Source organism: Thalassospira lohafexi, from assembly GCF_002844275.1.
Taxonomy (GTDB): Bacteria; Pseudomonadota; Alphaproteobacteria; order Rhodospirillales; family Thalassospiraceae; genus Thalassospira; species Thalassospira lohafexi.
The window spans coordinates 196,471-208,515 of record NZ_NXGX01000005.1 but is presented as its reverse complement, the minus strand read 5'-3'; the positions used below and the strand labels follow the sequence as shown (position 1 = coordinate 208,515).

General features: G+C 50.6%; 11 protein-coding genes. 1 reads left to right on the top strand and 10 read right to left on the bottom strand.

What is annotated here, in order from left to right; genetic code table 11:
* Positions 1-222: 222 nt before the first annotated feature.
* The 10 genes from COO92_RS13460 to COO92_RS13415 all read right to left on the bottom strand — a co-directional run bounded on the left by COO92_RS13460 (position 223) and on the right by COO92_RS13415 (position 10,585).
* Positions 223-1,602, bottom strand: coding sequence for a sigma-54-dependent transcriptional regulator (locus COO92_RS13460; RefSeq protein ID WP_101302897.1), 1,380 nt, complete (start codon positions 1,600-1,602; stop codon positions 223-225).
* Complete coding sequence (locus COO92_RS13455; protein WP_101302895.1) at positions 1,565-3,325, bottom strand: sensor histidine kinase; 1,761 nt, start codon at positions 3,323-3,325, stop codon at positions 1,565-1,567. The genes COO92_RS13460 and COO92_RS13455 overlap by 38 nt, the downstream gene beginning before the upstream one ends.
* Before the next feature lie 227 nt (positions 3,326-3,552).
* Positions 3,553-3,789 carry a hypothetical protein gene (locus COO92_RS13450; protein WP_101302893.1) on the bottom strand — a complete coding sequence of 79 codons (237 nt, stop codon included), beginning with the start codon at positions 3,787-3,789 and terminating at the stop codon, positions 3,553-3,555.
* Positions 3,790-3,821: 32 nt separating this feature from the next.
* On the bottom strand, positions 3,822-4,223 hold the full coding sequence (locus tag COO92_RS13445; RefSeq protein WP_101302891.1) for an Imm63 family immunity protein: 402 nt from the start codon (positions 4,221-4,223) through the stop codon (positions 3,822-3,824).
* 1 nt (position 4,224) lies between these two features.
* Positions 4,225-5,457, bottom strand: coding sequence for a TNT domain-containing protein (locus tag COO92_RS13440; protein WP_165792362.1), 1,233 nt, complete (start codon positions 5,455-5,457; stop codon positions 4,225-4,227).
* A gap of 266 nt (positions 5,458-5,723) precedes the next feature.
* On the bottom strand, positions 5,724-6,146 hold the full coding sequence (locus COO92_RS13435) for an SMI1/KNR4 family protein (protein ID WP_101302889.1): 423 nt from the start codon (positions 6,144-6,146) through the stop codon (positions 5,724-5,726).
* 1,134 nt (positions 6,147-7,280) lie between these two features.
* Positions 7,281-7,676 (bottom strand): hypothetical protein, encoded by a 396-nt coding sequence (locus COO92_RS13430; protein WP_165792361.1) that lies wholly within the window; start codon positions 7,674-7,676, stop codon positions 7,281-7,283.
* A gap of 166 nt (positions 7,677-7,842) precedes the next feature.
* Entirely contained in the window at positions 7,843-8,214 is a 372-nt protein-coding gene (locus COO92_RS13425) for an Imm63 family immunity protein (RefSeq protein ID WP_101302885.1), read from the bottom strand.
* 146 nt (positions 8,215-8,360) lie between these two features.
* Positions 8,361-9,224, bottom strand: a complete 864-nt coding sequence (locus COO92_RS13420; protein ID WP_240626435.1) for a GntR family transcriptional regulator — start codon at positions 9,222-9,224, stop codon at positions 8,361-8,363.
* Complete coding sequence (locus tag COO92_RS13415; protein WP_101302881.1) at positions 9,221-10,585, bottom strand: formimidoylglutamate deiminase; 1,365 nt, start codon at positions 10,583-10,585, stop codon at positions 9,221-9,223. Before COO92_RS13415 ends, COO92_RS13420 begins: the two co-directional genes overlap by 4 nt.
* An 81-nt stretch (positions 10,586-10,666) precedes the next feature.
* Here COO92_RS13415 and hutI point away from each other — a divergent pair, with 81 nt between their 5' ends.
* Entirely contained in the window at positions 10,667-11,893 is a 1,227-nt protein-coding gene (hutI, locus tag COO92_RS13410) for an imidazolonepropionase (protein ID WP_101303339.1), read from the top strand.
* Positions 11,894-12,045 lie beyond the last annotated feature (152 nt).

The following is a 12,045-nucleotide window of genomic DNA, read 5'->3' as shown; positions in this document are numbered from 1 at the left end:
GGTTGTTCCATTCGTGTTTGTACCTTTGTTGGGCTATTGCGCAAAGGCTGTGCCAGTTTGGAGGAGTGCGTCGCGAAGCCCGTCAGGGCGCGGTTTTGAACGTTTCTGGGTGTTTGGGCGGCTGGTTATGATCGCGTGGTTGAGCGGCTTTCGCTCCAAAAGAAAAACCCTTATGAGCGGTTATCGCTCATAAGGGCTCAATTCGGTCAGTGGCAAAAAGGATTATTGCAGGCCAAGTCGCTGTAAACGGCGTTTTAAGGCATGGCGCGAAATGCCAAGAATTTCTGCCGCCCGGCCTTTGTGCCCGTCCGCCTGTTCAAGGGCGTCCTGCACAATGTGGCGTTCGGTGACATCAAGGCGGTCCTGTAACTGCGGGTGGGCAGCATTTGATAAACGGTTCGTGCCATCGGAATAATGCGGATCATCGGTTTGATGAAACTCACCGGGCAGCACATCTGCACTGATGGTTTTGCCCGGGTACAGGATCGTCAGACGCTCAATCAGGTTTTTAAGCTCACGCACATTGCCGCGCCAAGGGTGGGTGCGCAATATACCTTGCGTTTCGCTGTCAAACTCGATCGGGCGGCATCCTTCGGCCTGTGCCTGTCGATCTGCGAAATGGCTGACAAGGCTCAGGATATCTTCGCCGCGTGCACGAAGGGCGGGAATATCGATGGTAATGACGTTCAATCGATAAAACAGGTCTTCGCGAAACTGGCCAAGCCGGACTTGTTCGGCAAGATCGCGGTTGGTCGCAGCAATCACCCGCACGTCCGCCGATGCAGACCGTTCTGCCCCGACCGGGCGATAGTCGCCATTTTCAAGGAAATGCAAAAACTTGGCCTGAAGGGCGAGGGGCAATTCGCCAATTTCATCGAGAAACAAGGTGCCGCTGTCGGCCAGTCGTACCAACCCCGTGCGTTTTTGATGCGCGCCGGTATAGGACCCTTTTTCCGCCCCGAACAATTCCGATTCAATCAGTTGTTCGGGCAATGCGGCACAATTGACCTCGACAAAGGCGCGGTCTTGGCGCGGGCTTTGGCTGTGGATGGCGCGTGCGACCAATGCCTTGCCGGTACCAGACTCGCCCAACAGCAAAATACGGCTCGCACTGCTTTGTGCGACCCGGTCGATGGTGGTGCGAAGGGCGCTCATGGCGGCACAATCACCGATTAACCCGTTGGCGGGCACAGCATCACGACGTCGGTGATAATCAAGTTCCAGCGCGACCTGACTTTGATCAAGCGTGGTTTTGATGGTGTGGATCAACTCATCAAGCTCAAACGGTTTGCTCAGATAATCCGCAGCCCCGTTTTTAACCGCCTGAACGGCCGCACGCGTATCGCCATGGGCCGAAATCATGATGACCGGAATGCTGATATCCAATTTCTGGATGCTGGCAAGCACCTCCATGCCATCCGCACCCGGAAGACGCAGATCAAGCAGGATGATATCAAATTGCTGTTTGCGCACCGCCAAAAAGGCGTCTTCGCCCGAATGTACTCCGGTGACGTCCATGCCTTCTGTACGAAGCGCAAAGCTTAATGACCGGACGAAAGATTCTTCATCGTCGACGATCAGTATTCTGATCTGCCTGGACATTTTTTGTTATTTCCTCCTGACCAATCCCCGGGCCACTGGCCGGGAACGTCAATATTATCGTCGTGCCCTCTTGCGGGGCGCTTTCGATGTTGATCGTACCGTGATTGGCATCAACCAATTGCTGGCTGATTGTCAGTCCCAATCCGGTACCTTTGCTTTTCATGGTAAAAAATGGCTGGGTGACGTCAAGTAAATGCTCACGCGCGATGCCACACCCATCATCGGTAACCCGAATTTCAACCGTGTCGCCGTGATCCTCGGCCCGCAAACTCACCGTTCCCCCCGCATTACAGGCCTGCACGGCATTAATGCCAAGGTTTAACAGGATTTGTAAGATTTGCTCGGGATCAACGTAAACGTTAAGTCGCGAATCCCCGCTGGTAAAGAACCGGACATGTGCCTCATCGGCAACCGGTTCAAGCAGGATCGATGTTTGCCGGAATAACTCGCGGATCGCGGTGGCTTGTGGGGCGGCTTCACCCGGACGGCCATAGGATAGCAAATCATTGACCACACGGGATAACCGGTCGATCTGACTGCCCATATCATCCAAAAGCGTGATGCGTTCTTCATCTTGTTCGCGCCGGCTTAATGCCTGAACCGTGGTTTTCATTGTCGCCAGCGGATTGCGAACCTCATGCGCCACCCCGGTGGCAAACTGCCCGAGAACCGCAAGCTTTTCGGCCCGCACCGTGCGGTCAATCAAATCCTTTAGCTGCCAGGCCATGGTATTGAACGCCTTGGCAACTGTACTGATTTCATCGCGCCGTCGGCCTTCGGGCAGGCGGTAATAAAGGTCGCCCGATGCGATGCTGTTGGCCCCTTGCACCAATGTATCCACCCGGCGGCGCAGGCTGCGCGACAGGGCAAAGAAGATCGCCAAAATCACCGCAATAATCAGAATGGCGGTGGCATAAAGCCACAGTCGCGTTTCATCAATTGGCTGTAAAATGGTGCCCGGATGAACGCTCATGACGATGTTCCAGCCCGGAAGGATGCTGGGCCCCTCGACCAGTTCGCCGGTGACCTCGGCCGGGCGCCCCGTCGGGTCAAGTACTACGCCACCCGGCGTGCGCAGTAGTGGCTCAATCACCCCGGCAACCCCGGCACTTGCCAGCAATTCGGTCAAGGATGACAAACGCATATGAAGGGCCACCGATACGTTTTGACCAAGTCCGGAATCGCGGATTTGCTGACGCATCAACAGCCAGCCGGAATTGCCATGTTCGGGCAATTTCGGCCCAATAAACTCGACCCCTTCATGGGTAACCCGCGGAAGTCCGCTGATGTCCCAATCGGTTTTCGACCAATAGGGCGGACCGGATGCGGCCTGCCCGGCAACAAGACGATCAAGATTGTCCTGCCGGTCAAAAAACAGCACGCCATACAAATCGGGGGAGTCTGCCTCAACCCGCAACAGGGTCAGCGCTTCTTCGGCCTGCGGCGTATTGGGTGCGTCAATAAACGCTGGTAGGGCCGGGTGGTTGGAAAGCGTGACCAGCTGATAAATACGTGCATCGAGAAATGCTGAAAGCTTATTCGATGTCGCGGCAACTTGCGCGCTCAGCCGCTCCCCGGTCAGGCGATCAATCAGTTCATTGGAAAAGCGTTGATACAAAAAACTCAACGCAATCAGCGCGCACACAACAACCCCCACCGATAACAGCGTATATCGGGCAACAAGGCTCAGACGTTGATTGCGCGACCAATGAAAGGCGGACACGGGCGTTCCCTGCGAACAGAATGGCGGTTGCTTTTATTGCTTTGCAATCTGTTTTGGCGGATTCCGGGCAAAGCGGCAAGATAAAGCTCTCAAGCCATGATTGGCCCAAACGTCATTTCATATCGAAATGGAAGGGTGTAGCGTCATTTTTGATTGAGTTTTCTTTTGAGGGGCAGTCATTTTAAAGCGCGATGAAATGGACGCTTAAGATATGGAAATAAACGGGACTATCCTCTTTTCCACACTGATGCAGAACCGATTGCGCTGACAAGTCCGGTTTCTTCCTTGCGGATTTCACCGCAGCTATGGGTTCTCTGCGCGGCCCAAAGCGACAGGTTGCCGCCAGCATGAATAATTGCGGCTTGTTCCGCGGCAAGGCGGCGGGCTGTAATGCTGTCATCACCGCTGTCGCCATAGCGAACCGAGTCGTCATCGGCAATGTTAGTATTGATAAAAGTTTGCAAAATAAACCTTCCTCAATTTTCTTTGTAAATATTCACTTGAATGGATTAAATTTTAATATTTCATTTATTTCATGCTGTCTTTTTAGTTTCCATTTTTCTGATATTTTCTGCAATATTTCTAATTGCTTTGAGAATAATATTATACGCGAATCTTGATTTTTTATTCTATTTTTGTATTCGTAATCGAGTGCCATTTCAAATGAAATATCTTGGAATATCCAATATAATAATTCATCTATGTTATTCGTTTTATTTTTACATATAACTAAGCCTCTCTCTTCGCAAATATAGTGAAATTCTTCACCTTTTATTTCCAAGTGAGGTTTGCCATTTTGTGGTGATGAATCAAATATTCTAGTTGAATTGTGAGGGGCGTCGATCTTATCACCAAGTTGAAAAACCAGTAATTGTATTTCTTTTATTGAGGTGCCCATTTTAGTTTACCCTTTTCAAATAACCGTTATCGATTAACCATTGCACATTCACTTTTTCACCGAGGTTAGGCAAAATTTGTACTCCGCCTCCCGGTTGATCAAATGCAGGTGCAACTTCTCCTTGGATAATAGGCAGTTCTTTCTTTAATTCATATACGTATAAGGTCTCTGATTTACTTCCCGGTGCCATAGCTCTTTGTTCGAATGGAGTACCTTCGGGTGACATAAAAGCTCCCTTTGGTGAGCCATATCTATCGATACGAGTTCCTATAGGCAGAATTGCTTCTGCGGGGGTAGATGCAAACCCAAAATTATCCGGCCAATCCCAACCACTACCGTCCGCTTTCTTAAATTGATCATAGTAAGACAAGCCTCCAGCCTCAATGTCGGTTTCTCCTGGATTGAGAGTGCCTGCAGGGGTATCGGTTGTGGTGTCAATGTCTGCCGTCCGGATAAGCTTCTTGCCAGCAGCTACAACCGCCTCGCTAACACCTACGCCGGTGTTGATTGTGGCCAGTAGCTGAATCTGAAGTTGCCCGGCAATTTCCCCGGCTTCTTCAAAGTTACCGGCTTCGTACGCTGCTTGTGCTTGCTCCAATGCGTCAGTAACAGAGGCGGCCATCGCAGAAGGAAGCTGATCAAGATTGCTGACCAGCCACATCAGGCTTTCTGCTGTGTCTCCAAGTGCAGTCTGCGAAGCGTCGTCGCCCGACATAGCAAGCACGATAAGTGCCAATCCCTCGGCCGGTCTTGCAAAAGCAGCGTCTCCTAGGCTTGCCCGTGCGCCGCGCATAACGGCATTGCCGACCTCTACTACTGCTGCTTGCATCCCGCCGGTGGCATCAATTTCGAAACCCGCGATGACTTGGCTCTGTTGGGTCAGGTCCTCAAGGTCATTTTGGGCTTCACCCAGATCAACCTGTGCCTGCTCAAGCATAAGACGGTTTGCATCTGTCGGGGTCTCTTCATAAAGGTCTTGAAGAGTATCAACCGTGTTTTCAAGTTCCCCAACGGTGCTTAAAGCGTTATGTCTTTGCTGTTCGATATCACGCCTTAGACCCTGCGCAAGGCTGGCGGTTGCTTTCAGTTCTTTTGCTATTTCAAGGAACGCATCCCGACGGGAGGCTTCTGTTGCTGCATCGGATGGATCCATCCGGTCCAGAACCTCTCCGCCAACGCCGCCGTCAAAACTTGATTTGTTCAGTGAATAGGCAAGTGCGGCCTGCGCGGGCACCTTGATAGCTTACAACCTTTCCATGCTTCAAGGCGGTGAATAAAGCATCTGGAATGTCTGCTTCAGAGATTCCCTATGTTCGCAAAATCAGTTTTATGACCCGCAAGAATGTGGTTCAAGCCCTTTGGACTTGGTCCTGTCGCGACTCCGGTCTCTAGCTATATCGTATGAATATTATCTAATTTAGTAAAATCAACAACATTATCGACCGCAAACAAAGGGGACAGTCCCCTTTTTCTTGCTTTTCCTACGTCCCCCAAAAACTCTCAGCCTCCTTCCAACCAAACTTTTTTCGCCCAAGTTGCTAAATCAGGCCAAGATTCTTCAGTCGCGCCATTATGGTCCCAAAAACGAATCCGTCCATCTGGTACTATGCAATAATAGTCACCGTTATCTTCGCAGATTGGCAGCCAATCTTGCGGTATTCCAACTTTTCTAGCCTCACGAACCCCAACCGCAAGGTCGCCGTAATTTTCTTCTTCTCGCTCATTCAATGTGAAGGGAGACATGTAGCCAACAAAGGCATTGCTGACAGATTTCAAGAATAACTTGTAATCTTCAGGAAAATTAAAACCGGTTTTTCGCTCGTATCGCTCAATAATAGCGTCATTCGGTAACGGTTGATTCCTCCCATCTGGATGATCAAGCTGATTAATTTCTTCGAATACTTCTTCAATATTAGACTTCACCTAGTACTCCCTAGAAATCACTTGCTCTGTTTTTCCAATAATTCCGACGCCACGTGTTAAACTCGGCACGGTTTGTGATGTCCTAAAATAAATCTGTCCCCTTTTCATCCCGCGCACAACAACCCCCACCGATAACAACGTATATCGGGCAACAAGGCTCAGACGTTGATTACGCGACCAATGAAAGGCAGACACGGGCGTTCCCTGCGAACAGAATGACGGTTGCTTTTATTGCCTTGCAATCTGTTTTGGCGGGTTTCGGACAAAGCGGTAAGACAAAGCTCGCAAGCCATGGTTTGCCCAAATGTCATTTCATATCGAAATGGAAGGGTGCAGCCTCATTTTTGATTGACGTTTCTTTAGAGGAATGGCCGTTTCGACGTCGGATAAAATAGACATTTCAAATGTGGAAACAATGGGAACTATCTCATTTTTGAAGCAGCACATCGCCATCGCCGCTATACAGGTCGGTATTCATGCGATTAAGTAAAGAAGAGGACCGTTTCCTTAACACAATGTGTAGGTCTATTAGTATTGGAATGTTGGTAAATTATAAGTTTTGAGGAGCGCGGATAATGAATCTGTCCCATATTTCTGTTAATTTTTTTGATGTCCGATCTACTCCCATTCGTCGGGTACTATTCCGCTCTTTTTCAATTCATTTGCGCTTATTTCTACATTTAATTCTTTCTATGCTAGAAAGACAATTTTAGAATAATTTTTTATGGTTTCTTTTCTCCATTCGGTATTCTTGCAAAACTTATCAAATTTATTTGTTGGGAGTAGTATTTCGCATTCTCCCCCCATGTGCCCGCCAAATTGAAAGCCTATTCTCAAAAGGTTTGGTTCCGAAATTTCATTGGAATCTTTGAACCAATATCCGGTGGGTAGTTCATAGGCCATCGAACAAGTCCTCAACAGTTTTAATGGTTACTTCATCTGCGCGAAGAGATTTCAAAACCAAAAAAAGGGGACAGATTTATTTCTTAAACTTCTTCAGTGATGCTGTTCTTGCAGCGATGTCACCGTAAAATAAATCTGTACCCTTTTTCGCTATTTTTCTGTCAGTAGACGCATTTTGGAAAATTTTACACTCTATCGTGATTGTAGACTAGAAGGTTAAACGTCAGTATTTCACGTAATTGATACCAACCAATTAATTCTTTTCTTCATTTCAGTTGATACCAAATCTTGATTTTGGCTCCAAATCTTGTGAAAAACTGCTTCATAGTCGGCCAGCCTCTCCAAAAAAACTTGAACCCGCAAACTTGTTTCTCGATAGTCATGCTCGAAATTATCTAAGGAAATCATATGGATAGATCTCTCTATAGCCAAAGATAACTCTTCATTATCCAATGTGTCCAATGTTCTGACCACATGGGATAAATACTGATTCATGAATTTGAAGCGTATGCTTTTGGAGGTGCTGGTCAGTAATTTAGCTTGCTCAACATTTGTTAGTATTTTGTAATGTATTAGGAAGTCATTGGCGATTTCGCCCCAATTTCGCGCTTGATCATCTAACTTCATCAACAATCCGAAACACAATTCAAGATTAGACATATAAATTCTCTAACTTTTTGGAACCATGTAGTCACCTTCAAGATGGTAGCCAGCATCTCGAAGTTGGCGCATTTCGCGGAAAATTACTTTTCCCGGAAGAAAAGGGGACAGTCCCCTTTTCTTCGGCTCAAAATCAGCTCTGATCGTTTGATTGCTCTTGTCGCAAGCGTTCACGCCATTCCACAGAAACTTTTCCAATTTCTTCAAGGGCCATTTCCTGAGATTTCACATAATCATATTGAGCATTTTTGCGATAGAAAGCCTTTGAGTTCGCGTAGCTTTTGAATATCCAATACATCAACTCATCTACAGAATAAGTTTCAAGCCTTTTGGTCTCCACTCCTCTATCCGTTGCAACTAATGCCATTTTGCCATCTTCAGAAACTTCCAGATGCCTTCCTCCAAAGTTATCTGGAGCAGTGCCTAGTGGGAAATCACTGGGCTGGCCGTTCATCTTCTCGCTTAAGCGGCGATACGTTGTGAGTATTTCATTCGGAATATTCATAGATTTCTCAATCAAAAACTGGCCTGATGAAACCCTGATCAATTAGAAAAAAGGGGACAAATTTAGTTTTATAATCGCTCATTGTCGATGGCACCTTGATGATCTCAATTGCTATTTGACGGTGTCAAGGTGAGCGGCTGATCGCGCTAAATCGCCGAATGCATCCGATATCCCGGTGCGAACAGCAGGCGTGCGGATGTGATCCCGTGATCGCCATTCCATGTCGTGCGCTCCATCAGGAATAAGGGCGCGTCTTTGTGGGTGCGCAGGATTTTGGCTTCGGTTTCTGATGCCAGCACAGCGGAAAATGAAATGTCGCCCTTGGTATAGGGCGCATGCAGCACCAGCCATTCATTGGCACTGATTTTTGAGAGGTCCGCCTCGGCGATGGCTGGCGTGGCCGCAACCGAAACCCAGCGTTCTTCGAACATATAGGGTTTGCCGTCTGCCAGATGCAGCGACGTGATATGGAGCATGTCACTGTCGGGTGTCACGGCCAGATTGGTGCAGATTTCCGGCGGTGGGGTACGGCGTTCGCTATACAGCAGGCCATAGGCATATTTTTGCCCCCGGCCTTCGATCTCAAGCCTTATGACCGGAATATCAAGTTTGGCCCGGCGCACCGGATGGCTGGCAACGCGCGTTCCGGCCTTGCGGCGGCGATCAAGAAATCCTTCAGTTGCCAGCTCGCGCAGCGCACGGTTCACAGTAGCGCGCGCGCAGCCAAGCTGTTCGGCCAGTTCGACTTCCTTGGGGATCAAATCGCCCGGTTTCCATTGTCGGGTATGAATGCGACGCAAAACCTCGTCATGCACGCTTTGCCAGTTTGTCTGGGCTGCCAGTGCTGCGCGACGACGTGGGGCACGGGTGGACGTTGCCGCATCCCCGGTTGTCTTCTTGTCCGAGGTTACAGTCGGCATCCCGTTCACTGCGGGTACAGTCCCCCCGGTCGATGACTTGGGGGCTGTATCATGCGCTGTTTGCGGCGTTGTCTGGGTCTTGGTGCTCACACCGATGCCTTGAGTTGTTCCATGACCTTGCGATATTCATCCGTGATGGCGTTATGGGCAATATGGTGGCCATCGGTCACAACATGGCGACCAGCCGACCAGACATCACGCACCATGCGATCATCTCCGGCGAAGATATATGTATCGAGGATCGTATCGCCTGTTCGACCGATCAGGTCAACAGCCGTGCCATCAAGAGCCATCAAATCGGCCAATGCGCCAACCTCTATCCGGCCCGCATCCCGACCAGAAGCCTGTGCACCACCCTTGGCAACCGCGTCAAACAAACGGCGGCCGGTTGACTGGTGCGGGGTGGCGAGGGCGGCGCGTGAATTGTCGCGCAGGCGCTGGCTGTACTCAAGGGTGCGGATCTCCTCGGACAGCGAAATGCGGATGTTGGAGTCTGATCCGATTCCAATCGTGCCACCCGCACCAAGATAGCGCACGCCATCAAAAATCCCGTCGCCAAGGCTGCTTTCGGTAATCGGGCAAAGCCCCGCAACCGCACCGGTTTTGGCCAATCCAAGCGTTTCGTGTTCAGCCATTTGGGTGCAATGGATCAGGCACCAGTTTTCATTCACATCGGCATTTTCCAGCAACCATTCGACCGGACGCTTGCCCCAGAATGCGCTGACCTCATCGACCTCGGCGATCTGTTCGGCCAGATGCATGTGGATCGGACCGTCTTTGGAAAGCTTCGTCGTGGCGATTAAATCTTCGCGGCCAACTGCGCGCAGCGAATGCGGGGCAACACCCATGCGGGTATCAGATGGCAGGGATTTCAAAGCCTTGGCGGATTCCTCATACAATTTAGAAAAGCGTTCCGGGTCATTGCCAAACCGGATTTGACCATCGCCGAGCGCGCGTTTGTCGCAACCGCCATATTGATAATGGACCGGCAAAAGGGTGAGGCCGATGCCTGTGATATCGGCGGCGGCGGCAATGCGTTCGGCCATTTCGGCAATGTTGTCATAGGGCGCGCCACCGGGCTGATGGTGCAGGTAATGGAACTCGGTATTGTTGGCGTAACCGGCTTCCAGCATTTCCATTTGTACAAAGGAAGCAATGGCTTGCACGTGATCGGGGGTCAATTGATCGAGAAACCGGAACATCAATTGCCGCCATGTCCAGAAGGTATCACGCGGGTCTGGACCGCGTTTTTCGGTCAATCCGGCCATGGAGCGTTGGAAGGCGTGGCTGTGCAGGTTGGCGATGGCAGGCAAAAGCGTGCCAACATGGGTTCCGGTCGCGGGGGAATCGGCCTGAATGCCCGATATTCTGCCGGTTTGGTCGATTTCAACCCGGACGTTGTTTTCCCAGCCCGCTGTCGTAAGTGCCTGTTTTGCCCAAAGAACCGTCATTGCCTATACCCGTCTTGACAGAGTTATTATGTACGTACATATTATCGTTAATAACAAACTTATCAAGGGGTGATGCTTCGCATGTTGCTGGGAAATGCAAAAATCGCAACCATCGATAAAACGTCCGACGGGGACCGGTTTTCTTATTGTATGAGGAATAACGGTGCCGTCGCGATCAAGGACGATATGATCGTTTGGGTCGGCGATGCCGATGCCATCCCGGCCGAATATAAAGACGCCGCAAAATTCCCCTACCATGACCTTGAAGGTCGCCTGATTACTCCCGGACTGATTGATTGCCACACCCATGTGGTGCATGGCGGCAACCGGGCGGTTGAGTTTGAGATGCGTCTTGAGGGTGCAGGGTACGAAGAGATCGCGCGCGCGGGCGGCGGCATTGTCTCGACCGTGACCGCAACCCGCGAGGCGGATGTTGATCAGCTTCTGAAAAGTGCTCTGCCACGGGTTGACGCGCTTTTGGCCGAAGGTGTTTGCGTGATTGAGGTCAAGTCCGGCTATGGGCTGGACCGCGAGACGGAACTCAACATGCTGCGCGCGGCGCGCAAGATCGAAGAAGTCCGCGCGGTGCGGATCAAGACCACCTTCCTTGGTGCGCATGCCACCCCGGCAGAATTCAAGGGCGAACCGGACCGTTATATTGACGAGGTTTGCATCCCGACATTGCGTGCAGCACACGCCGAAGGGCTGGTTGATGCGGTGGACGGGTTCTGCGAAGGGATTGCGTTTAACACCGATCAGATCGCACGGGTGTTTGATGTCGCCCGTGAGTTGGACATTCCGGTCAAGCTGCATGCCGAGCAACTTTCCAATATTGGCGGCACCAAGCTGGCGGCCAGTTACGGCGCGCTTTCCATCGATCATGTCGAATATGCCAATGAGGATGACGCCAAAGCGATGGCGGCATCCGGATCGGTTGCTGTTCTGCTGCCCGGCGCGTTTTACACCCTGCATGAAACCCAGTTGCCACCGATTGAGGCGTTTCGCAAACATGGGGTTCCGATGGCGGTTGCCACCGATTGTAATCCGGGGACGTCGCCATTGATGTCGATTTTGCTGACCATGAACATGTCCTGCACGTTTTTCCGCCTGACGCCCGAAGAAGCCCTGTGCGGGGCGACGGCTCATGCTGCGCGTGCGCTTGGATTGGATGATACCGGGCAGGTCAAGGAAGGCATGCGGGCTGATCTGGCGATTTGGGATGTCAGCCATCCGGCCGAGCTTTCATATCGCATCGGATTTAACCCGCTTTTTGACCGTATTTTTGGCGGGGTTTCGATGAAGAGTTAGTTGGCTAACTCAATTGATTTGAGGTGTTGATTTAACCTCAATATTGCGCACTAACATCGAGCTTTAATATCGCCCTTAAGACCCGAGCCCGACACCGAAGCAACGCAGTTGACCAAATACCCAACCGCCGAAACACCGCTCCACAACGCTGT

What these genes read in the sequence shown, in the direction of transcription:
- COO92_RS13415 (WP_101302881.1), bottom strand. Translation starts at nt 10,585, where the DNA reads ATGACGGTTCTTTGGGCAAAACAGGCACTTACGACAGCGGGCTGGGAA.
- COO92_RS13430 (WP_165792361.1), bottom strand. Translation starts at nt 7,676, where the DNA reads ATGAAGTTAGATGATCAAGCGCGAAATTGGGGCGAAATCGCCAATGAC.
- COO92_RS13460 (WP_101302897.1), bottom strand. Translation starts at nt 1,602, where the DNA reads ATGTCCAGGCAGATCAGAATACTGATCGTCGACGATGAAGAATCTTTC.
- COO92_RS13425 (WP_101302885.1), bottom strand. Translation starts at nt 8,214, where the DNA reads ATGAATATTCCGAATGAAATACTCACAACGTATCGCCGCTTAAGCGAG.
- hutI (WP_101303339.1), top strand. Translation starts at nt 10,667, where the DNA reads ATGTTGCTGGGAAATGCAAAAATCGCAACCATCGATAAAACGTCCGAC.
- COO92_RS13445 (WP_101302891.1), bottom strand. Translation starts at nt 4,223, where the DNA reads ATGGGCACCTCAATAAAAGAAATACAATTACTGGTTTTTCAACTTGGT.